A 21539-nucleotide genomic window follows, 5' to 3' on the forward strand; every position below is an offset into this window, starting at 1 on the left:
ATTACAAGATATAACGGCTAAGGTCTTCGTCGTCGGCCAGTTCCATCAGATGTGCGTCTACGTAGGCGGCGTCTATGTTGATGGACTTTTCGACCAGATCCGGCGCATCAAAGGAAATATCCTCCAACAGCTTTTCCAGAATGGTGTGTAATCTGCGGGCGCCGATGTTTTCGGTTTTTTCGTTGACTTGCCAGCCCAGTTCGGCGATGCGTTTGATGCCGTCAGCGCTGAATTGTACGTCAACCCCTTCAGTTTTAAGCAGCGCCTGATATTGCTCGGTCAGGGAAGCGTCGGGCTCAGTCAGAATACGCACAAAGTCGTCCGCACTCAAGGCATTCAATTCCACCCGAATCGGGAAGCGGCCTTGCAGTTCCGGGATCAGATCGGACGGTTTGGTCAAATGAAATGCACCGGAAGCGATAAACAAAATATGATCGGTCTTGATCATGCCGTACTTGGTGGTGACGGTGCTGCCTTCCACCAGCGGCAATAAATCGCGTTGCACGCCTTCGCGGGAGACTTCGCCGCCGCCCATTTCCGAGCGTTTGCAAATCTTGTCGATCTCATCCAAAAACACAATACCGTGCTGCTCGACGGCTTCCAGCGCGGTCTGTTTGATTTCTTCTTCGTTGACCAGTTTGCCGGCTTCTTCTTCCTGCAACTGTTTCAAGGCATCCTTGATTTTTAGTTTCCGGGTTTTGGTGCGACCGCTGCCCAGGTTTTGAAACATGCCTTGCAATTGGCTGGTCATTTCTTCCATGCCCGGTGGGGCCATGATTTCCACACCTACTGCTGGTGCGGCGACGTCGATTTGAATTTCCTTATCGTCCAAGTCGCCTTCGCGCAATTTTTTGCGCATTTTTTGTCGCGTCGATTCCTCTGATTCCGAGAGCATGCCGCCTTCGGCGCGCGGCAATAGAATGTCCAGAACCTTCTCTTCAGCGGCATCGGCTGCGCGGTTTTGCACCCGTTCCATCGCCGAGATGCGGGTGGTTTTCACAGCGCTATCGATCAAATCGCGAATAATCGATTCCACATCGCGCCCGACATAACCCACTTCGGTGAATTTGGTGGCTTCGATTTTGATAAATGGGGCGTTGGCCAAGCGCGCCAGACGACGGGCGATTTCGGTTTTGCCGACCCCGGTGGGGCCTATCATTAGTATATTTTTCGGGGTGATTTCGTCGCGCAGTTCGGCGGCAACTTGGCTGCGGCGCCAACGGTTACGTAGGGCAATGGCGACGGAACGTTTGGCTGCGGCTTGGCCGATGATGTGTTTGTCCAGTTCGCTGACGATTTCTCTGGGGGTCATTTGACTCATGGTTTTACTCTTGTGCCGGTTGTGGTTCGGCGTCTAATTCTTCGATACGCAGATTGTGATTGGTGTAGATGCAAATATCGGCGGCAATGCCCAGGGACTTTTCGACGATCTCGCGGGCGCTCAGTTCGGTGTTTTCCAGTAAGGCGCGGGCGGCGCTTTGCGCAAACGCACCGCCGGAGCCGATGGCAATAAAATCGTATTCCGGTTCTATTACATCGCCGGTGCCGGATATCACCAGCGAGGTTTTGCTGTCGGCGATGATTAACAGCGCTTCCAATTTACGCAGGGCGCGGTCGGTGCGCCAGTCTTTGGCCATTTCCACGGCGGCGCGGGTCAGATTGCCGCGATGTTTTTCCAGCTTGCCTTCGAAATGTTCGAACAGGGTAAACGCATCGGCGGTGGCGCCGGCGAATCCGGCTATCACTTTATCGTGATACAAGCGTCTGACTTTACGGGCATTGCCCTTCATCACGGTGTTGCCCAGGGTGACTTGGCCATCGCCGCCGATCACGACTTTGTCGCCGCGTCTGACGGAAAGAATGGTGGTGCCTCTGAAATTCGTCATGTCTGTGAATGAAAAAGGGAAAGGCGGCGATTTTACATGTTCTCGGCGGCGATGGGGTAGAAGTTTAAAACCGCAAGTATGGTGGGTAAAAGGCGCAAATATTGAACAAAGTAAGAAAACTGATTAAAGTTCAAAGTGCTGGTATTTTAAGGAGGCGCCGCATTGACCGGCGTTTCCAACATTACAATAACAACAAGAGGGTAGTCATGAAATTGTCAAATCGCTGGAGAGGTGCGTGCTTACTGAGTGCTATGGTGTTTTCAAGTGCGGCGCTGGCTTTGTCGCCGGATGAAGAAGAAAGGTTAAAAGAGTGTAAAAGGCCGAAATTCCGGGATTTTGTGCCCGAGCAAAAAACTGAGGTCGATGCGGGTTCAGATGTCTCGTTTCATGTCTCCCACAACGCTGATCCTTTGACTGTGACCGCCGAAGCGCGTGGCGAAAAAATGAAAGTCAACGTGGTGGATAAAAAGACCTTTTATTTTGTGTCTGCCAAATTGCCGCCATTGACTCCGGGGTTTGCCCGAGTGCATATCACCGCTAAATCAGCGGAAAGTAAATTGGAAAGCGGTTGTCTGGGCCAGGATGGCTGGTTACTTAAAATCAAAGGCGAAGAAGCCGCTAAACCGGCGGAGCAGCCCGCTGCCGCTCAGTAGCGAATTTTATCTGTTTTGATCCGCCACAATTCGAAAGGGCGGTTGGCGGCGTCTAGCCCTAGCTGTTGCATGGCGATCCGGCGTTGTGCGGCGGGTTTGTCGATTTCGGTGTAAATAAATCCGTCGTCGAATCCGGCTCTAGCGGCGTCGAAACGGTCGCAAGCGTAATAAACGGCTTGCAGTCTTGCCCAATAAATGGCGCCCAAGCACATTGGGCAAGGCTCGCAGCTGGTGTAGAGTGTGCAATCGTTTAATTGAAAATCGCCTAGTTGCTGGCAAGCCAGCCGAATCGCCACAATTTCGGCATGCGCGGTCGGGTCCAGATCCGGCGTGACTCGATTGCCGCTGGCGGCAATAATTTCGCCGTCTTTGACCACAATCGCGCCGAACGGCCCGCCGCCGTTTTCGATGTTGTCGCAGGCCAACGCGATAGCTTGGTTCAGAAAGCCTTGATGCATTACAAATCCAGGGGATTATCAGGATCGATGCCGTCCATGAACGGTAGCCGGCGGTCTTCGTTGGTTATCTGATAAACCTTCCCCAGCCAGTTATTGAACACGGCTTTAGCGGAATCCCGCCAAGTGATGTCCAAGTGTTCAATGATCTGATTTTCCGGCATCGCTTGCAGTAGGCAATTGCCCAGCTTGGCCTCTTTCACGTGTTCTGCGTACTCGGCTAGTAACTGTTGTACTTCGCTATTGAAATAATGCTCGGGGTAGGGCGGATAATCGTCGCGCTCGCCATGATAAAACCTGAGCACTTCGCGCTTATATTCTTTAAGCAGGCTGATGTCGTCGTACTCCGGATGGCCCTGGAAGAACACGATGCGAAAGCCGTCCGGACTGACGGCCAGATGCACGCCGGCAGTTTCGCTTGCCACCAGGACTTTCAGTCCGTGTTTTTCCATGTCGCGCTGAAATACTTCGTTGAAGCGCGAATGCGGCACGTCGAAGCGGGTATTGATTTCCGCCACCAGGGGATGCTGTCTATCGACCACTTTGTGCGAAAAAACGCCCCAGCGTTTGGCAGGCAGACGGGTGCGCTCCACACCGTAACAATGCTGAATGAAGGCATGGGTGGCCAGGCAAGAGCAGAGTACCGAGGTGACGTTTTGCGTGGCCCATTCGAACACTTCGGTTAACGGCCGCCAAAAATCCTCATCTTGCAAATGATCGTGGGTGACGTTGGCGCCGCTGATAATCAAGGCATCCAGGCCATCCTGTTTAATTTGCTCAAAGGATTCGTAGAACCTATGAATATGTTCCTGGGCTTGCGGACTTCTTTCCAGACCCTCAATCGTAAATGGATGCACATGAAACTGCGCGATTTGATTGCAGGCACCGACCAAGCGGAAAAATTGGCGCTCGGTGGCTTCCAGGGCCGCGTCCGGCATGATATTCAGCAAACCGATATGCAATTCTCTGATCGATTGATGGCTGGCGCGGTCCGGGCTGAGAATTTCTTCGCCTTCTTCGTGCAGGCGCTGAAAAGTGGGTAAAGCGGTATGGGCAACTAGCGGCATTACAAGAACGGTCTCAGGATTGTTGCCGGGCGATCGCCTCGGCAATCAGACGGATAAAGTCGTCTTCGTTAGTAACTTTGGCGGTTTCGTCGGCGCTGATGGTGTAGCCGTACTGGGCGGCAATCGCTTCGTAGCGCGGTACCCTGGCTTTGAACAACTCCGGAAACACCCAGCTGACGAATTCGTCGGGAGGAATCTGGTCTGTAGAGCTGTAACCGTGCTCAGCCATGAATTGTGTCAGTTTTTCATCGACGAATTCCGGCCGGTAATACAAGGGTTTTGGGTCTTGTTTGGCGCGGTCGATGATGGTTTGTTCCAAGGCCGGTGGAATTTTGATGTAGACGATTAAAGTGTGTTTGGCCAGGTTTTCCAGGACTTCCGGGCAATCCAGTTCGCAAACGCTACCGCCGGCATCGTTAATGAAATGCTTGTAGCCGTAGATGTCTTCGGCTTTGTGGATGAAGTCCGGCACGTCGTTCATTGCCGCGATTTCGGCTTGATGATGCAGCGCTTGGCGGCGTTTGAATTCGGCTTGCGACAAGCCGCCCTTGGCCGGATCGCCAATTTTGCCCAGAAAGCTGGACACCGGCGCCAGGTTTTCCACGGTGATATTGCTGCAAATGTAGATGGAATCGGATTTGAGCAAGTCGCGTAAAAACGGTACACCCATGGCTTGCTGCTTGATGTTGTCCAGAATCGGCTCTTCCAGGTATTTGGTGCCGATACGGTAATCGCCGGAGTAATGAAACCATTTATCCCTGGGTAACTTGGCCGAGAGGGTGGTCTTGCCGGCGCCGGACATGGCCAGCAGGGTGATACTCTTGGATTCCCAGTCCAGAAATTGTTGCGGGGTCATTCTCATAAATTATCTCAATCCAACAAATCGCTAATGTCCAAATCTTCCGCATCCGGGCGGGCGTGGCGATCAGGGTCTGTGTAGCCCAGATCGTCGGCTTCCAGGTCGTCGAAGGGCGCGCTCCAATCTTCCGGGTCTTCTATGTAATCGATAGTAGAACCGTACCAGGATTCGTTGTCGTACTCGCCCAAGTCGCCGTTGGCGAACTGCACTTCCACCGATTCGTCGTTACCTTCAATCGCTACGACCTTGAAGGTGAGATTACTTTCCAGGTCTTTATACCAACGGCCAATGACCGGATCTGTAATGGTTGCCATAGTTGCATCCTCGCTATGTTGATGACTTATCAATGATAGCGAGTTTATAGAAGCTGTGCGAGTGTATGGGGCAAAACTGTGGGGATTTTCGATTAGAATGGCAAATTTACACAGTCAGCGGCGGGAGCCATGAGCGAAGACAGATTCATCGAATTGGAGATCAAACAAGCGTACCAGGAAGATTTGATTCAGGCCTTGAACCAAGTGGTGGCAGACCAGCAAAAGCAAATCGGCAAACTGGAAGAAACCTGTAAATTGCTGCACGACAAGATCAAAAGCCTGGCGCTGGATGATCGCCAAGCCGGAGCGGTCGACGAGCGTCCGCCCCATTACTGAGGTATAAATTACGACTTACGCTGGCTGACGCGGCGTAGCTGCTTGGTTGGGTTGGAAGCTGTCGCCAAACTTGTTCTGGGTTGTGGCGAGGCGCTGCAATCCATGCGTTTGGCGCGCAAGCGCCGACAAAAATCCTGACTGTCGTCTTGTTGTAAGCCGGTCCATTGGGCTCGCCAAGCAGTGCTGCCTTTTGATTTGGTTTTGACGATGCCGGCCCGCCCGGATTTAGCTAACGGACCAAGAGCATTACGCGCACGCTGTAGATTGACATCGGCATCGATTTTTCTCGGATAACTGCCCATGCTAACCGTCCAAACGCTGCCGTGGCTTTGCGGCTTGGCTTGCGCCAATTGCGTGAGTTTTTCGCGGCGGCTGTTGTAAGGCGCATTTATTCGAATCGGCTCATATCGGCTGCTGCCGGAGTCGGCGCCCATTTGTTCCGCACTGCCGGCACAACGGTTTGACGACAACTGAAACGGCGGCGGCAGGGCGCTGTAATCCTTCAATTGCGAAATATGTTCGCCGAACAGGCCTTTTTCGCTATTGGCAAAGCCCATATCCAACAGATTGCCCATTTGTTCAAAGCGTTCGCCGCTGCTGTGCGCGCCTAATAACACGCCGATCAAGCGGTGGCCGTTGCGTTTGGCCGAGGCGATCAGGTTGTAGCCGGAGCCGCAGGTAAAACCGGTTTTCAGACCGTCGGCATCCGGATAGCTTTTCAGGATGCGGTTGGTATTGGGCATTACCCGCCCTTTGTAGTTAAATTCCGTCGCCGAAAAATAATGATAATGTTGCGGGAAGTCGCGAATCAAGGCGGCGGACAACAAGGCCAAGTCACGGGCGCTACTGATTTGACCGTCGTTTGGCAAGCCGCTGGCGTTTTCGAACGAGCTGTTGTACATGCCCAGGGTACGTGCTTGTTGAGTCATCATCGTCGCAAAATTGCTTTCCGTGCCGCCCAACTTTTCCGCCAGTACTACGGCTGCGTCATTGGCGGAACGAGTGGTGACCGCCATGATGGCTTGTTCTACCGTCAAACTTTGGCCGGTGCGCAAACCCAGTTTGGAAGGCGGTTGCGAGGCGGCGTGTTTTGACGCAAACACGGTATCGGTCAGTCGCAGACGGCCATTTTCTAATGCCGAAAGCGTTAAATAGATGGTCATGACCTTGGTCAACGACGCGGGATACCAGCGTTGGGTGGATTCGGTTTCGTGGACCACGCGGCCAGTGTCGGCGTCGATCACGATTGCCGCGTATCTGGCGGCCGCAGGAGCGCTCTGCAACATTAGGCAAGCTAGAGAAAGTAGCGCTAAACGGGTTTTCGGTAGGGTGCTCAAGTTATTACTTTGCTCCAGATATGTGGCCTAAACATTTGACTGTATTATTTAATCAGAATTATCGATTTCGAAAAAGACCCAATTCACGCGAGGATGGTCGATTTTGATCTGTTTTTCCATTCCGTTAATTAATTCAACAGCTTCCCCCACGCTCAAATCCGCCAGCAATTCGGCTTTAATCGCCAGCATCACTTGGCTGCCGTGGCTAACAGCCCAAATATTCAGCACACGGTTGATACAGCCTTGTTTTTCCAGATAGCTTTGCACTGCATCGCGAATCGTGACATCGGCTTCGCCGAGCAGTAAAGAATGCACTTCTCGGCCGATTAACACCGCCACTACCACCAACAATGCGCCGATCAACATCGAGCCAACCGCGTCGTAGGCTGAATTGCCGGTAAGCATAGTCAAACCCAGCATCGCCGCGGCTATCACCAAGCCAAGCAGCGCGGCCAAGTCCTCGCCGATCACCACCATCAATTCGCTGGATTGAGTTTCTTTAAACCATTGCCAAATGCCCCGTTCGCCACGCTCGTTTTCCATCGCTGCCAAGGCAGCGCGCAACGAAAATCCTTCCAAAACCACGGCGATAGCCAATATCGCCAAAGCCATACCGGCGTTTTCCACGGTATGCGGTTCGTGATAACGCAACCAACCCTCGTGGATCGAGAATAATCCGCCCACCGAGAATAGCGTAATCGCTACCATCATCGACCAGATATACGCTTCCCGGCCAAAGCCCATGGGATGGTGCTGCGTTGCTGCCCGCGCCGAGCGTTTCATACCAATAAACAACAAGACCTGATTGCCGCAATCGGCAAAGGAATGAATGGCTTCCGCCAGCAGCGAGCCGGAGCCGGTCCAGACTGCCGCGCCGGTTTTGGTCAAGGCGATGCCCAGATTGGCGGCGAACGCATAAATGATGGCTGAGGCCGAATTACTGTGAGACATGAGTGTTGTGCTTTTAAAATCAAGAATTGAGTAGCGACCATTTACGGCAAACGCCACCGAAACGGATCGAGTAATTATGCAGATTTTAGATGAGTCGAGCGAATTTGCCGCAAATACTTAGCCGTTACCAGCCATAAACCACAAAGGTGTTATCGATTCAGCATTTGGGGCGATAGCGGCTGGTTTTTTGCGCTGAGCGACTGCCGTTTGGTCGTACGCCGACCGCGACGTTTTTGCAGCCAGCGTATCAGCCCGGTGATAAACAGTATTGGGCAGACGAGGCCGGAGAATAACACCAGCAATTGGCCGGTCAAACCAAACGCTTCGCCGGTATGCAGCGGATGCAGCCAGTTAATGACGGTATCGGAGCCGCCAAGCTCATCCGGATTGCTGATGGCCAACACCTGGCCGGAATATTGATCCACCCAGACATTGGTTTTGGGAAAGCGCAGACTGGGTTCGCCGGCTTGGCGCAGATTGATGCGATAGCTGCCGTTGGTGTCGTGCGGCGTTTCTATCCAGCACAGGCGCGCCTGCGGGAAGCGGGCTTGGCCGACAGCGACGGCTTGATCCAGGCTGATGCGGGCTGGGTTGTTTTGGGTTATGGCCGATTTTGGCGCGGGCGATGCCTGCAAAGGCGAGAAATAACCTAGTATAGGATTGACATATTGCGGAATCTCCAAAGCTACCCCGGTTACCGCCAATACCAGCATCACGATTAAGCTGTAGACGCCCGCCAGTTTATGTAGATCGTAATTTAAGCGTTCGCGGCTGGCATGTCGCTTTAGGCTCAAAGCGCTCTTTAATTTGTGCAGCGGCGGCCACCACAGATAGACGCCGCTGACCAAGGACATCAGCAACAAGCCGCCCACGATAGCCATCAATATCTTGCCGGTTTCGTCCAGCAACAATTTGTAATGCAGATCGTAAAGCCAGGTCATCGCAAATTCGCCCCAGAAGCGATTGGCGAGTACCGAGCCGGTATAAGGATCGACCGACAACATCAGCGGGGCAAAGCCGTGATGCTCGGTTTCTTGCGGCTTATAGTAGCGGGCGGTGATCGCCCGCTGCGGATCGTCTGGTATTTCCAGCCGCCAGCCGCGTTGCCGGGTAGGTTCTGCCCGGCGCAAGGCTTGAAAAATATCTTCGTAGCTTTGCCGTTGGGGGCTGGGTTCGGAAATGATCAATTGCGGATTCAGCCACTCGTCCAGATCGATATAAAACACCAATAGACTGCCGGTCAGACCGACCAGCGCGATGATCAGCCCCAAGGATAAGCCTAGATACAAATGCACGGCCAGCCAAAACTGGCGTCTAGCCTGTTTTTTGCCGGCCGTTAATTTCATGGTGATGCGAGCTTAGTAGTCGAACTTGACGTTGACGGCGCCGTAGAAGGCAATGCCGTCGCCCGGCGAGAAGAACGGTTGGGCGGTGGCGCCGAAAGTTTCGTCGTACCAAACGTATTCCCGGCGCGCATCGGTCAGGTTTTTGGCTTGAAATTGCAATTCCACTTCCTTGGTCACCTGATAGCCCAAATCGAGGTTAAGTAGGGCGTATTCCCCGTATTGGCCGCGTTGATTGGCTTGATCGACAAAGTAATCGCCTTGGCCGCTGGTCCACAGCGAAGAACGCAATTGCGGCAAAATTTGGTAGTCGATACCGGCCGAAAACAAATAATTCGGGGTATTGACCACCTGATTGCCGGCGACGTATTCCATAGTGCCAGCCGAAACCACCGGCGGATTGGTGACTTTAGCTTCCTGTAAAGAGTAGGCCGCCCAAACGCCGACTTTGTCGGTGGGGTAGACCTTGACTTCAATGTCCACGCCCTGGCGCTTGGTGGCACCGATCATCGTCGAATCGACGCTAGCCAAATTGCGGCTGATTTCGTTGCTGGCGTCTTGTGCCCAATAGGCGACCCGGCCCTCGGCCCAATCCACCGGTTTCAGCTTGACCCCAACTTCCCAGCCATCGTTCAACGAGGGGCCAATGTTGGCTTGGTTACGGCCGATGAAGGTTGCCTGTCCCAGGCCGACCTGGAAGGTGCGGCCCCAGTTACCGTAAAGGCTGTAACCTTCGATTGGCGTAATCACCGCGCCGATTTTCGGCTGCGAAATCGTGCCGTAATCGTTCAACGGTGAAGAGCCGAAGGTGGTGCCGGGGCGGTAGTTGAAAAAGCTGCCGTCGATGATATCGGCACGGTAGCCCGGTGTCAGCTTTAACCATTTGAAGGGTTTGATCACGGCCTGAATGTAGCCGCCGTAGTTCAAGAAATCCCACTTCTCGTCGTTACGCAAACCGCTGCTACGGCGAACCCGGCTATCGGTCAAATAACGCAGGTATTTGTTCTCCTGCTGCTGGAAATCGAAACCGGTTTCCAGCGAAAAGTCGTCCAACCAACTGACAACCGGATGGTAGGTTAGCGAGGTCATCGCGCCGTACTGGATTTCATCGCGGTCGCGTTCTTGCTGCGCCGCGCCTGGACCATAGGTCACGTAACGTTGGTCGTCGAATAAGTTACCGTAAACCTTGGACGACCAGAATAAGGTTTTGCTGAGGTTGACATCCAAATGGGTGCTGACTTGACCAACCGTACGTTTGCCGCCGTCGGTGGCATTTCGGGCGAAGGTTTGGGTTTGATTGAGTAACTGTTCCTGGTAAGTCATATAGCCGGGTTCTTGAGCGCCGGCTTCGCTCCAGCGGGCGATCAGACCTATTTTGTATTTTTGGTCGTCCGGGGTGTAAAACCATTTGCCGGAAAAGCTGTTTTTATCGGTGTCGCTGTGGTCGCGGTAGCCGTCGCTGGCACGATAGGATATTTGATAGTTTTGCGAGAGACCGTCTTTTTCGTAACCCAGCCCGGACTGGATGTCGTGGGTATTGAAACTGCCGTAACTGAGCCGGCCCTTGGCGTAGTTGCCGCCAGCGGTGGTGTTCATGCTGATGTTACCGGCAAAAGAGTGCAGGCCGTAGCGGGCGTCGTTGGTACCGCGCACCACTTCAATCGACTCGATGTCCAGCGGAAACAGCGAGTCGATGAAATAGGTGTCGCCACTGTTGGTGTTGCTGGGAACGCCGTCGATCAGTAATTTGACCGCGTTAACCCGGCCTTCGCCATTGAAGCCGCGAAACGACATTTTTCCGGTCGTAATGCCTTGGCCGAATTGAGTAACTTGGACGCCGGGCATACGGTGGAATAAGTCGTAGGCCGTCAACACGTTTTGGTCGGCGATCTTATCGGCGTACATGATGTCCACCGAAGTGGCGATGTCCTTGCTGGTTAATTTTACATTTTCTGCTTGATCACTAACGGTGACCGCACCCAGCTCGAAAATCGAATCGTCCTTGATGGCTTGTGCTTTTGGTGCTGGGACTTTTTTAACCGCAATTACGCCTTCGCCCACTTGCTCGTACTGTAAGCCGTTCTGACTTAACACTTTTTCCAAGGCCTGTTGTACAGTGTAATTGCCCTTCAGCGGCTGGGCTTGCAAGCCTTGCACCACTGAGTCGGCGTATATCAGTTTGGTATTGGTGGACTTTGCCAGGTTCTCCAACGTAGCTGCCAGCGGCTGCGCGGGAAGGTCTATGCTCGCGCCGGAGCTGTCTGCCGCGCTTGCGTCTATTGAAGCAGCTAGGGCCAAAGCCAGCAGCGGCGCCCGTCGGCGCGGTTTTTTCTCAGGTGGGGTGTTAAGTTTGCAATCCATGATCATCTCCTGTTAGTCGTGGGTGGCAATATTTTTTGATTCGCCATACCCCATTAACGAAGCAGACTGGTCAAACTGGACATTTTTGCGGAATATTTTTTTGAACCCGAAAGCGCACACTTGCTTGTTAGCGGCTGTAAAGCACGATGGTTTGCTTTTGGCGTTGTACGCGGATAGGCAGGATTTTTTCCAGGGCTTGTAGAAACGGCTTGAGATCGGCGCTATTGAAACTGCCGCTCAGGGTTTGTTTGGCCAAAGTAGGATCGGCAAACGCAAAACGCACGGCGTGATAACGCTCCAATTCCGCGACGACTTCGGTCAGCGGGGTATGGTCGAACAACAGCTGGCCGTTAAGCCATGCCGCCACTTGTTCGGGATTGGGTTTTTCGGATTTTTGCCAGTGGCCGTTTGGGTCTATCTTGCGGCTGAAGCCGGCCGGTAAATTTTCGCCAAACCAGCTGCGGCCGGCGTACAGGGCCACTTCGCCTTCCAGTACCGATACGGCGGTGCCCAAAGCATCGTGCCGCACGTTAAACACGGTGCCGATGTCTTTAATTTGTAGATTGCCGGTATGTACGTTAAAAGGGCGCCAAGCCTGATGGGCGACGTTGAACATGGCTTCGCCTTGCTGCAATTCGATCTCGCGGCGCCACCAGGACAGTCGCACACGCAGTTGTGTGTCTGTATTCAATTGCAGTTGGGAACCGTCGGCCAGCTGCAAGGTTTGCCGTTCGCCAATGCCTGTTTGGTAAACCCTGCTAGGGGCCTTGAAGTCCAGCCATGCGCCGGTCAATATCGTCGCAAGCAGCAGGCTGCCGGTTAACATTTTGCCGTTTCGCCAGATGCGGGGCCGCGCTGAGCGTGCGGCACTCAAACCAGCTACCTCGCGGGTTTTTAGCTTATCCAGGTTTCCCCAAAGGCTGGCTATGTCATCGTAAGCCTGCTGATGCGCGGGGTTTTGCAGAAGCCATTGCGCGAATGCTTGCCGCCGCCTGTCGTTGCAGTATTCGGACTGCAACTCCACAAACCATGTCGCGGCTTGTTTAAGAATCTGTTGTTCTTGCGAAAGGTTAGGCGCCTTCATTGATTGGCCGGTTTAGTAACGCACGTCGTTGAACATCTGATGGCAGTGCAGCATGGCTTTGACCAATTGGCGTTGCACGGTCTTTTCGGAGATGCCCAGTTGTCCGGCGATTTGCGCATAAGTTAATTCGTCGATCTTGCGCAGCAGTAAAATATGTCGGCATTGCCGTGGCAGGCTGGCGATAGCCAGTAACAGGCGCTCGCATTGCTGGCTAAGAATGGCAAAGTCCTCGGGTTGCATAAGCGGGCAAGTCAGCTCGTCGTCTAAGCCTTGAGTCTTTGCGCCGCTAAGCTGATGGTGGCGAATAAAGTCTATCGACAGTCGTTCGGCGGTACGAAACAGATAACCGGGCAGATTGTCGGTGTGCGCCAGACTGTCCTTGCCCAGTAAACGTAAATAAGTCTCCTGACTCAGATCTTGTGCGGCATCGGGGCACTTTACCTTTTGCAGCAAAAAATCGACGATGGCTTCTTTATGATTCAGAAATAATTCGGCTATCTGATCGTGCTGGATGGCGATGACGGACAAGCGACAGGCTCCGGATTTTGTGAAGGGAAGACGGAAATTGCCGCAAGCTGTGTGCCAATAAACGCAGGCAGCCGGCCAATCCAGGTAATGCTTGGCTGTAAGGTTGTTGATGGCGAGGCGTAGGGGGAAGGATTACATCTAAAACTATGTCATATAACGCAGTTTCGTGCGGCATATGACCTGGTGTTTCTGCTCAAATCAGCCGCAATGGAAGCTATTTTCGGCAGGAATCGAGGGAAAGTTGTCCTTGAGCATATCCAGATGCTCGGTCATGCTACATACCATGGCCGTTACTGAAGTATCGACATGAATACTTTCAGCTTTTCCAACCCAGACAGGTTTGTTTTCAAACATCGCCAAATCGGCATCGTGGCGTTTTCAGGAGTCCAAAGCCTGGATAAGCCGCCCGTTTGACGTCTTCAGCTTTGCAAGTTTTACGTTAAGAACCTTGGGTATCTCTGCGGCCGGGCGGTCAATCACAATTTAATATCTATTTGACGTGCGAAGCCAGCCATCGCATGGTGCGGTAGGCGGTCGTTTCAGTAGATGGGTAAGTCGGTGGCAGGCCCGATTGCCTTACCGACATCTCATCGTTCAGCAATAAGGTATTCGTCTTGGGCGTCGGTTAACTCCTCGGCCTTCAAATTGGCAGCCAGTGCTTCAGTCAAGCCATTTCCAAAATCTTGCCCAGTAAAGCCGAATAATATCGCTCGGCATTCAAGCTCAAGGTATGCGTCATATTTTAGTTTGACAATCAATCGATTGATTGATAAATTTAAAATCAATCGATTGATTTATTTTTCAGCATACACTTTCGCCGAGGCAGCATGGTCACAACCGAAAACTCCGAAATAGAAACTCACGACGCTCGCAGCCGGCTGGTAATGGCGGCATTGCGGCTATTTGCCGAAAAAGGTTACAAGGCCGCTTCCACGCGGGAAATTTGCGACGCGGCGGGGGCAAACATTTCGGCCATCCGCTATTACTTCGGCGACAAGGCCGGTCTATATCGCGCCGCGTTTTTCGAACCGATGGGCGACACGCCTTGCGGCTCCGATGTCGCCGCCTACGCCGACTTACCGTTAGCCGAAGTGTTGACCCGATTTTTCGGCGAATTCCTCGAACCGTTGAAAAAAGGCGAGGAGCTTGGGCTCGTGATGAAACTGCACTTCCGGGAGATGATAGAGCCGACCGGCGCCTGGCAACAGGAAATCGATGCGGAAATCAAACCTCAGCATGAAGCCTTGGTGTCGCTGCTCAAGGAACATTTGGGATTGAGCAGCGTCGACGAGGATTTGCATAGGCTGGCTTTCGCGATGATAGGCATGGCGGTGTATTTTTATGTGGGGCAAGACGTCATCTCGATGATCTCTCCGCAAATTTTAAATTCCCCACAACACATCGACGTGCTGGCCGAACGTCTGGCCGGCTATGCGTTGGCCATGATAGACAGCGAAGCTGCGCGCCGCGCTCGGGATGGCGATCATGAGCAATAATATCTCGCGGCCGCTTGGCTTGAGTGTGATCCCCTTGCTGCTTTCGGCTTGCGGGTCCGGCGGTTTGTTGACTACCGTCGGCCCGGATTATCAAGCCGAACCGCTGCCGGCGCCGGCAAGCTGGCAAGCGCCGCAAGCGGATGTGGCCAACCAGCAACAGGCTCATCAAGGCGATCCCGCCGAGCTGATGCGCTGGTGGGAGCGCTTTCAGGACCCGGCCCTGACTCGCCTGTTGAGCGCCGCCGAGCAAGTTAGCACGTCGGTTGCCGATGCCAGAACGCGCATCGAAGAAGCTAGAGCCAATCTCGTGGGCGCCGATGCCGCCTTACTCCCTAAATTGGACTCCGAGCTCGCCTCCAAACGCTCTTCGTCCTCGTTTGGCGGCACACCGTTCATCTGGAACCAGTTTTCTGCCGGATTGCAATCCAGCTGGGAAATAGACCTGTTCGGCGGTTTGGCCCGGCAGCAGGAAGCGGCCCAAAGCCAACTGGCATCGCGCAACGCCTCCTGGCACGATGCCAGGGTCGCGGTGGCGGTGGAAGTCGCCGATGCCTACCTGGCTTATCGTTATTGCGAAGCGCAAGTGCAACTATTGCGTACCGACAGCGCTTCGCGCCTCGAATCGGCGCGGGTGGCGGCGGTTGCCGGCCAGAGCGGCTTCCGCTCGCCGGGCGACGTGGCCTTGGCTACCGCCAGTGCCGCCGAAGGCAGCAGAACCTTGCTGCAACAACAAGCACAGTGCGAACGTTCGATCAAAAGCCTGGTGGCGATGACCGGCCTCGCGGAAGCCGACATGCGGACATTACTGAACAGCTCGGCGGATCAGGCGGCGAAACTGCCCAATCCACCGGCGTTCGAAATCGCCTCGTTACCGGCCAAGGTGTTATTGCAACGGCCCGACGTGGCGGCCGCCGAGCGCGACCTTGCCGAGGCCAGCGCCAATGTCGGCGTGCAACGGGCCAAGCAATTTCCGAAACTGAGCCTGTCGGGCAACATTACCCCGACGTTGCAAAACATCAACGGCGCGGCGCTGATGCTGGCGCAGACTTGGGCGATAGGGCCGACCCTGAGCTTGCCGCTGTTCGACGCCGGTAAGCGCGCGGCCGATGTGGAAGTCGCCAAGGTGCAATACCAAGCGGCGGAAAGCCGCTTCCGCGCCAAAGTGCGCACGGCGGTCAAGGAAGTCGAAGACGCCCTGGTGCGTTTGGATAGCACCCGCCAACGCTTGCCGCAAGGCCGCGAGGCGGTCAACGGCTACCGGGCAAACTTTCAGGCGCTGCAAACGCTCTACCAAAGCGGATTGGGTAATTTGCTCGATGTGGAAACGGCCCGCCGCAACGTGCTTGCCGCCGAACTGGCGCTCGAAGAACTGGAGCAGGAACAGGTCGGGGCCTGGATCGCGCTTTATCGCGCGGCCGGCGGCGGCTGGGCGGACGGAGGCGACTCGCCGAATCCTGACACGGCAGCAGCGGACCCAACCAAACTTAGAGCCATCGGCAACACGCATTTATTTCCGAATCAATTAGACATGCTCAGCGGAGGAAAATCATGACCAAGGGAAAAATAGGCGCGCTATTCGTCGCCTTACTACTATTAATCGGTATTGGCGTGGCTATCGGCCGCGTCAGCCAGCCCGCGCCATCGGCCGAAGCACCGGCGGCTAATCCGGCGCTCAGCGTTTCGGCGATTCGTCCGCAAACGCGTGATATTCCGCTCAGTCTTACGGCTAACGGTTCGATTGCGGCTTGGCAGGAAGCCGTGATCGGCGCCGAAATCGGCGATCTGCGCCTGAGTGCGATTAATGTGCAAATCGGCGAAGCCGTTAAAAAAGGCCAGGTGTTGGCAACCTTTTCGGACGAAAGCGTATTGGCCGATGTCGCGCAAGCCCGAGGCGTAGTGGCCGAAGCCGAAGCCAATCTGGCCGAAGCCCGACTCAACGCCGAGCGGGCACGGAAGGTCTCGGTATCCGGGGCGTTGAGCGCTCAACAAGTGGACCAGTACCTGACCGGCGCCAAAACCGCGGAGGCCAAACTGCAATCCGCCAAAGCGCAGTTGGATGCGCAATTGCTACGGCTGAAATATACCAAGGTATTGGCCAGCGACGACGGCGTGATTTCCGCGCGTAGCGCCACCTTGGGCGCGGTCGCCACGAAAGGCCAGGAATTGTTTCGCTTGATTCGGCAAAACCGCCTGGAATGGCGCGGCGAGCTTACCGCCGCGGAAATGACGCAACTGAAACCGGGCAACAGGGTGAGGGTGGAAGTGCCGAATGTCGGCAGCATAGAGGGAAGTGTACGTTTCCTGGCGCCAACCCTTGATGTGCAAAATCGCAATGGCTTGGTTTACGTTGATTTACCTCATGCTGCGCAAAGCGGTTTACGTGCCGGTATGTTCGCCCGTGGTGAATTTGATTTGGGCAGTTCCACGGCTCTAACCGTGCCGCAAGATGCGTTGTCGCTGCGGGATGGCTTTAGCTATGTGTTTCTGCTGACCGAACAAACCGAAGACCGGGCCCGCGTCAAGCAGGTCAAAGTGCAACTGGGCCGCAGAAACGGCGACCAGCTGGAAATTTTATCCGGAGTGGCCGCCGAAGACCGGCTGGTGGCCGGCGGTGCCTCGTTTTTGGCCGACGGCGACAGCGTACGGGTGGTAACACAATGAACGTTTCAGCCTGGTGTATCCGCAACCCCATTCCGGCCATGATGTTGTTCGTGCTGCTCAGTTTTGCCGGTTTGATCAGCTTTAAATCAATGAAAATCCAGAACTTCCCCGACCTGGATTTGCCTACCATCACGGTCTCGACCTCGCTGCCCGGCGCTTCGCCGTCGCAACTGGAAACCGAGGTGGCACGGAAAATCGAAAACGCCATCGCCACCTTGCAGGGTTTGAAACATATCACCTCCAAGGTCCAGGATGGCAGTGCCACCATCACCGCCGAATTTCGCCTGGAAAAGCCGGTACAGGAGGCCTTGGACGATGTGCGTTCCGCCGTTTCCAAAGTCCGCGCCGACTTGCCTGGCGACCTGCGCGATCCGATTGTCACCAAGCTGGATTTGGCCGGTTCGCCGATTTTGGCCTTAACCGTCAGTTCCGCGCAGCGCGATGAAGAAGCGCTGTCCTGGTTTGTCGAAGACACGGTTGCCAAACGCCTGTTGGCGGTACGCGGCGTCGGTGCGGTCAACCGGGTGGGCGGTGTCAGCCGGGAGGTGACGATTGCTTTGGACCCGGTCAAGCTGCAAGCCTTGGGGGCGACTGCGGCAGACATTTCCCGGCAATTGCGGCAAATCCAGCGCGAGAGCGCCGGCGGTCGCATCGATTTGGGTAGCGGCGAACAACCGGTGCGCACCTTGGCGAACGTGGCGTCGGTCGATGAAATAAGGCCCTTGCAGCTTTCATTGGCTGACGGCCGCCATATTCGGCTCGATCAAGTCGCCAAGGTGGACGACTCGGTAGCAGAACCGCGCGCGCTGGCGCTGCTGAATGGTAAACCGGTGGTGGGTTTTGAAGTCACCCGCAGCAGGGGCGCCAGCGAAGTGGAAGTCGGCGCAGGCGTGAAAAAAGCCCTAGACGAGTTGCGCGTCGCCAACCCGGATATCGAGTTCACCGAAGCGTTTAATTTCGTGACGCCGGTCGAAGAGGAATTCCAAGGTTCCATGACCATGCTTTACGAAGGCGCCTTATTGGCGGTTTTAGTGGTCTGGCTGTTCTTGCGCGATTGGCGGGCCACCTTTATTTCCGCGGTGGCTTTGCCGCTGTCGGTGATTCCAGCCTTTTTGGGCATGGATTATTTGGGCTTTTCGCTAAATGTGATCACCTTGTTAGCCTTATCTTTGGTAATCGGCATTTTGGTCGACGATGCTATCGTCGAAGTGGAAAACATTGTTCGTCATTTGCGGATGGGAAAAACCCCGTATCAAGCCGCCATGGAGGCCGCCGACGAAATCGGCTTGGCCGTAGTTGCCACTACCTTCGCGCTGGTGGCGGTGTTTCTGCCGACCGCATTCATGAGCGGGGTGGCCGGGCGGTTTTTCAAGCAATTCGGGTGGACGGCGGCGCTGGCAATTTTAGCCTCGTTAGTTGTCGCCCGGATGCTGACGCCGATGATGGCCGCGTACATGTTAAAAGACAAAGAGCACGCAGAGGTAAAAGAAGGTGTGCTGATGCGCACCTATATGAAGCTAGCGGGCTGGTGTTTGCATCATCGGTTCACCACGATCTGCGGCGCAGCGGCGTTTTTTATCGGCTCGCTGTTTTTGATTCCGTTATTGCCCACCGGCTTTATCCCAGCGGACGACAACCCGCAGACCCAGGTCTTCGTAGAATTGCCACCTGGCTCCAGCTTGGCGCAAACGCGTGCTTCCGCCGAAGCCGCCAGGCAATTGGTCGCCGGTATCGACTATGTAAAAACGATCTATACCACCATCGGCAGCGGCTCGGCAGGTAGCGACCCGATGGCCGGCAACCAAGGCAGCGGCGAGGTCCGTAAAGCCACCTTGACGATTACCCTGGCCAACCGGCAGGACAGGCCGGTACGTAAACAGGTCATCGAACAAAATATTCGCCAGGCTTTGCAAAAACTGCCCGGCGTGCGTACCAAAGTGGGGTTGGGTGCTTCCGGCGAAAAATACGTGCTGGTGTTGAGCGGCGACGATCCGCAAGCCTTGAGTAACGCCGCCCGCAGCCTGGAACGCGACCTGCGAACCATTCCAGGCCTGGGCAGCATCGCTTCCAGTGCCGCGCTGGTTCGGCCGGAAATAGCGGTGCGACCGGACTTTGCCCGCGCCGCCGATCTGGGCGTGACCACCACTGCGCTGGCGGAAACCCTGCGTATCGCCACCCTGGGCGATTACGACTGGTCGTTGTCCAAGCTCAATCTGGCGCAACGGCAAGTGCCGATGGTGGTGAAATTGGCCGATGAGGGCCGGCACGATTTGAGCGTATTGGAACGCTTGGCTGTGCCGTCCGCCAAGCCGGGCATCGGCGCGGTAATGGTCGGCCAGGTGGCTAAACTGGAGCTGTCCAGCGGACCGGCGGTGATTGATCGATACGACCGCTCGCGCAATGTGAATTTCGAAATCGAGTTGTCCGGCCAGCCGCTCGGCGACGTTGCTGCTGCTGTTGAGAATCTTGAAAGCATCAAAAACCTGCCGGCCGGTGTTAAACGCATCAATATCGGCGATGCGGAAATGATGGGCGAGTTGTTCACCAGTTTTGGCTTGGCCATGCTGACCGGTGTGCTATGCATCTTTATCGTACTGGTCTTGCTGTTTAAAGACTTCCTGCAGCCCATCACCATTTTGGCGGCTTTGCCGCTGTCCTTCGGCGGCGGCTTCGTGGCCTTGCTATTGACCGGCAAAGCCTTTTCGATGCCATCCCTAATTGGCTTGGTGATGCTGATGGGGATAGCCACTAAAAACTCCATCCTGTTGGTCGAATACGCCATCGTCGCCCGCCGCGAGCACGGCATGAGCCGTATGGATGCGCTATTGGATGCCTGCCATAAGCGGGCCAGACCGATCGTGATGACCACCATCGCGATGGGTGCCGGCATGTTGCCGATTGCGATAGGCATGGGCAACGCGGATTCATCCTTCCGCAGCCCAATGGCAGTCGCGGTCATCGGCGGCTTGGTGACGTCCACCTTGCTGAGCCTATTGGTGATTCCGGTGGCTTATACCTATCTGGACGATTTCAAAAACCTGGGGTCGGCACTTTGGAAACGCTATACCTCGCCCAAGGTAGTCGCTGTCCGTTCCCAAAGTTCATGAAAATCTGAGTTTAATGGAATTTAATCCTCTACAGAGGGGATTAAATTCTAGCTTCAATCAAATTGAAGTCGAAACTTCACCATCAGAAAAATCCAGTCCGGTAAGGTTCTGCCATTTGTGTACGGATGGTTTTTCTGACGAACGTCAGTTGATTAATATACAGCCGCCAGCCGTAATCCCAAAAATGTGCGACTGCCTATAGGTTGTGCCGAGCCATGCGAGGCGCAACGAACACTAGCGGTGCGCCTGCCGGCAGCACCCTATATTCTGCGCACCTTATGGCCTTTCGATTGAAGTGTGGCCATTGTAGCCTCGATTTAGCGTTAGCGGAATCGAGGGTGTCGGCCTACCGATCATCAAGCCCACACCGGAAATTGAAAGGGGTTGGTCTTCGAAACCTCGATTTCATCGAGGCTACGGTTCGCCGAAACTCCGATCCGCAACATTTTCGCCAGCCCAGTTCAGAGGAAGCCAACCGCGACGGACATAACGGTGAAACGATGAAAACGGCCAATCTTGCACGCGTTGCGCCCAACCATGCTTCACCGGGTTGAAGTGGATGTAATCAATGTGATGCAACCAATCCTGTTCGTCGCGTATGGTATGTTCCCAATAACGGCGTTGCCAGATAGATGCACTGCCGTCATGCCGTTTGCCGACATCCATACCCTGGCGGTCCATGGCCTGAGTGAACAGTGATTTGATCGATTTCCAACGGCCGGGATAATCGGTATCGAGTTCCGGCAAACGCCAGATGGCATGCAAATGATCGGGCAATACCACCATAGCCTCAATCACGAAGGGTTTTCGGGCGCGGGTTTGCGCAAACGCTCGGCGTAAATCGCCGACATGTTCGACCAGAAAACGCGCCCGGCGATCGCGCAACGTCACCGTAAAAAAGTAGGTGCCACCCGCCACGAAATTACGCCGATACGCCACCATCGCCATTCCTTACGTCGATTGAAGTCAGGCCATTGTAGCCTCGATGCAGCGATAGCGGAATCGAGGGCGTCGGCTTACCGACTACCAAACCCACATCGGAAATTGAAGGGGGGTTGGTCTTCGAAACCTCGATTTCATCGAGGCTACTTGCTTCATAAA

Annotated in this window: 20 protein-coding genes; 6 read left to right on the forward strand and 14 right to left on the reverse strand. The window is 54.8% G+C overall.

Annotated features, from left to right (window positions below; all coding sequences use genetic code 11):
• Window position 1: 1 nt before the first annotated feature.
• Window positions 2–1321 carry an ATP-dependent protease ATPase subunit HslU gene (gene hslU, locus METH11B_RS0119925; protein WP_026603529.1) on the reverse strand — a complete coding sequence of 440 codons (1320 nt, stop codon included), beginning with the start codon at window positions 1319–1321 and terminating at the stop codon, window positions 2–4.
• 4 nt (window positions 1322–1325) lie between these two features.
• On the reverse strand, window positions 1326–1886 hold the full coding sequence (gene hslV / locus METH11B_RS0119930) for an ATP-dependent protease subunit HslV (RefSeq protein WP_020483114.1): 561 nt from the start codon (window positions 1884–1886) through the stop codon (window positions 1326–1328).
• 206 nt (window positions 1887–2092) lie between these two features.
• Here hslV and METH11B_RS0119935 point away from each other — a divergent pair, with 206 nt between their 5' ends.
• Window positions 2093–2539: a hypothetical protein gene (locus METH11B_RS0119935; RefSeq protein ID WP_152428846.1), complete on the forward strand. Its 447-nt coding sequence runs from the start codon at window positions 2093–2095 to the stop codon at window positions 2537–2539.
• On the opposite strand, the gene METH11B_RS0119940 is transcribed toward METH11B_RS0119935, so the two are convergent.
• The 4 genes from METH11B_RS0119940 to METH11B_RS0119955 are packed head-to-tail and all read right to left on the reverse strand — an operon-like array spanning window position 2533 to window position 5234.
• Complete coding sequence (locus METH11B_RS0119940; protein WP_026603530.1) at window positions 2533–2997, reverse strand: nucleoside deaminase; 465 nt, start codon at window positions 2995–2997, stop codon at window positions 2533–2535. The two genes, METH11B_RS0119935 and METH11B_RS0119940, sit on opposite strands and share 7 nt — an antisense overlap.
• Window positions 2997–4061 (reverse strand): homoserine O-succinyltransferase MetA, encoded by a 1065-nt coding sequence (metA, locus tag METH11B_RS0119945; protein ID WP_026603531.1) that lies wholly within the window; start codon window positions 4059–4061, stop codon window positions 2997–2999. Before metA ends, METH11B_RS0119940 begins: the two co-directional genes overlap by 1 nt.
• Before the next feature lie 13 nt (window positions 4062–4074).
• Window positions 4075–4923, reverse strand: a complete 849-nt coding sequence (locus tag METH11B_RS0119950; protein WP_036276250.1) for an ATPase — start codon at window positions 4921–4923, stop codon at window positions 4075–4077.
• Between the two features lie 8 nt (window positions 4924–4931).
• Complete coding sequence (locus METH11B_RS0119955; protein WP_020483109.1) at window positions 4932–5234, reverse strand: DUF6763 family protein; 303 nt, start codon at window positions 5232–5234, stop codon at window positions 4932–4934.
• A gap of 129 nt (window positions 5235–5363) precedes the next feature.
• Here METH11B_RS0119955 and METH11B_RS0119960 point away from each other — a divergent pair, with 129 nt between their 5' ends.
• Window positions 5364–5570, forward strand: a complete 207-nt coding sequence (locus tag METH11B_RS0119960) for a SlyX family protein (RefSeq protein WP_026603533.1) — start codon at window positions 5364–5366, stop codon at window positions 5568–5570.
• Window positions 5571–5578: 8 nt separating this feature from the next.
• Here METH11B_RS0119960 and METH11B_RS0119965 read toward each other — a convergent pair whose 3' ends face one another.
• From METH11B_RS0119965 to METH11B_RS29235, 7 genes are all read right to left on the reverse strand, one after another.
• Window positions 5579–6907: a D-alanyl-D-alanine carboxypeptidase family protein gene (locus tag METH11B_RS0119965; protein ID WP_231499645.1), complete on the reverse strand. Its 1329-nt coding sequence runs from the start codon at window positions 6905–6907 to the stop codon at window positions 5579–5581.
• Between the two features lie 48 nt (window positions 6908–6955).
• The gene (locus METH11B_RS0119970) at window positions 6956–7858 is read right to left on the reverse strand and encodes a cation diffusion facilitator family transporter (protein WP_020483106.1); all 903 of its coding nucleotides are present in this window, start codon (window positions 7856–7858) and stop codon (window positions 6956–6958) included.
• 149 nt (window positions 7859–8007) lie between these two features.
• Window positions 8008–9204, reverse strand: a complete 1197-nt coding sequence (locus tag METH11B_RS0119975) for a PepSY-associated TM helix domain-containing protein (protein WP_026603534.1) — start codon at window positions 9202–9204, stop codon at window positions 8008–8010.
• 12 nt (window positions 9205–9216) lie between these two features.
• Entirely contained in the window at window positions 9217–11562 is a 2346-nt protein-coding gene (locus METH11B_RS0119980; protein ID WP_051427077.1) for a TonB-dependent receptor domain-containing protein, read from the reverse strand.
• A 127-nt stretch (window positions 11563–11689) separates the two neighbouring features.
• Window positions 11690–12646: a FecR family protein gene (locus tag METH11B_RS0119985; RefSeq protein WP_026603536.1), complete on the reverse strand. Its 957-nt coding sequence runs from the start codon at window positions 12644–12646 to the stop codon at window positions 11690–11692.
• Window positions 12647–12658: 12 nt separating this feature from the next.
• Window positions 12659–13174, reverse strand: a complete 516-nt coding sequence (locus METH11B_RS0119990; RefSeq protein ID WP_026603537.1) for an RNA polymerase sigma factor — start codon at window positions 13172–13174, stop codon at window positions 12659–12661.
• A gap of 198 nt (window positions 13175–13372) precedes the next feature.
• Window positions 13373–13528: a hypothetical protein gene (locus METH11B_RS29235; protein ID WP_155931149.1), complete on the reverse strand. Its 156-nt coding sequence runs from the start codon at window positions 13526–13528 to the stop codon at window positions 13373–13375.
• A gap of 473 nt (window positions 13529–14001) precedes the next feature.
• Here METH11B_RS29235 and METH11B_RS0120005 point away from each other — a divergent pair, with 473 nt between their 5' ends.
• Genes METH11B_RS0120005 through METH11B_RS0120020 form a run of 4 tightly spaced genes read left to right on the forward strand, consistent with a single transcriptional unit; the run spans window position 14002 to window position 20438 of the window.
• Complete coding sequence (locus METH11B_RS0120005; protein ID WP_026603539.1) at window positions 14002–14670, forward strand: CerR family C-terminal domain-containing protein; 669 nt, start codon at window positions 14002–14004, stop codon at window positions 14668–14670.
• Window positions 14660–16222, forward strand: a complete 1563-nt coding sequence (locus tag METH11B_RS0120010; protein WP_026603540.1) for an efflux transporter outer membrane subunit — start codon at window positions 14660–14662, stop codon at window positions 16220–16222. The genes METH11B_RS0120005 and METH11B_RS0120010 overlap by 11 nt, the downstream gene beginning before the upstream one ends.
• Window positions 16219–17331, forward strand: a complete 1113-nt coding sequence (locus METH11B_RS0120015; RefSeq protein WP_026603541.1) for an efflux RND transporter periplasmic adaptor subunit — start codon at window positions 16219–16221, stop codon at window positions 17329–17331. Before METH11B_RS0120010 ends, METH11B_RS0120015 begins: the two co-directional genes overlap by 4 nt.
• Window positions 17328–20438 carry an efflux RND transporter permease subunit gene (locus METH11B_RS0120020; protein ID WP_026603542.1) on the forward strand — a complete coding sequence of 1037 codons (3111 nt, stop codon included), beginning with the start codon at window positions 17328–17330 and terminating at the stop codon, window positions 20436–20438. The genes METH11B_RS0120015 and METH11B_RS0120020 overlap by 4 nt, the downstream gene beginning before the upstream one ends.
• Window positions 20439–20852: 414 nt before the next feature.
• Here the strand turns inward: METH11B_RS0120020 and METH11B_RS0120025 are convergent, their stop codons facing one another.
• Entirely contained in the window at window positions 20853–21380 is a 528-nt protein-coding gene (locus METH11B_RS0120025; protein WP_036277916.1) for an REP-associated tyrosine transposase, read from the reverse strand.
• Window positions 21381–21539 lie beyond the last annotated feature (159 nt).

The organism is Methylomonas sp. 11b (assembly GCF_000515215.1).
Classification (GTDB): Bacteria; Pseudomonadota; Gammaproteobacteria; order Methylococcales; family Methylomonadaceae; genus Methylomonas.